This window comes from Pseudomonas sp. EGD-AK9 (genome assembly GCF_000465935.2).
Lineage (GTDB): Bacteria > Pseudomonadota > Gammaproteobacteria > Pseudomonadales > Pseudomonadaceae > Aquipseudomonas.
Genome location: NZ_AVOF01000721.1, coordinates 1 through 808, shown reverse-complemented (window position 1 = coordinate 808; position 808 = coordinate 1). Strand labels below are relative to the sequence as shown.

The 808-nt window shown below is 60.9% G+C and carries 1 protein-coding gene; it reads right to left on the bottom strand.

Annotation, left to right across the window (positions count from 1 at the left end):
* Window positions 1-808 (bottom strand): elongation factor Tu (locus N878_RS23255; protein WP_021445898.1); only part of this gene is annotated, 808 nt, incomplete at both ends.

Here is an 808-nt window from a genome sequence, read left to right as displayed (position 1 = left end):
CCGGCGCCGACGGTACGACCGCCTTCGCGGATCGCGAAGCGCAGGCCGTCTTCCATGGCGATCGGCTTGATCAGGGTGACAACCATCTTGATGTTGTCGCCCGGCATTACCATCTCAACGCCTTCCGGCAGTTCGCACGAACCGGTCACGTCGGTGGTACGGAAGTAGAACTGCGGACGGTAGCCCTTGAAGAACGGGGTGTGACGACCACCTTCTTCCTTGGACAGCACGTACACTTCAGCTTCGAACTTAGTGTGCGGCTTGATGGTGCCCGGCTTGGCCAGAACCTGACCACGCTCGACTTCATCACGCTTGGTGCCGCGCAGCAGCACGCCGCAGTTCTCGCCAGCACGACCTTCGTCCAGCAGCTTGCGGAACATTTCCACGCCGGTGCAGGTGGTCTTGGTGGTCGGACGCAGACCGACGATTTCGATTTCTTCCTGGATCTTGACGATACCGCGCTCGACACGACCGGTTACCACGGTGCCGCGGCCGGAGATCGAGAACACGTCTTCGATCGGCATCAGGAACGGACGGTCGATGGCACGCACCGGCTCAGGGATGTAGGTATCCAGAGTCTCAACCAGCTTCTTGACGGCAGTGGTGCCCAGCTCGTTGTCGTCCTGACCGTTCAGCGCCATCAGCGCGGAACCGATGATGATCGGGGTGTCGTCGCCCGGGAAATCGTAAGTGCTGAGCAGGTCGCGCACTTCCATTTCCACCAGCTCCAGCAGCTCGGCGTCGTCGACCATGTCGGCCTTGTTCAGGAACACGACGATGTAGGGTACGCCAACCTGACGGGACAGCA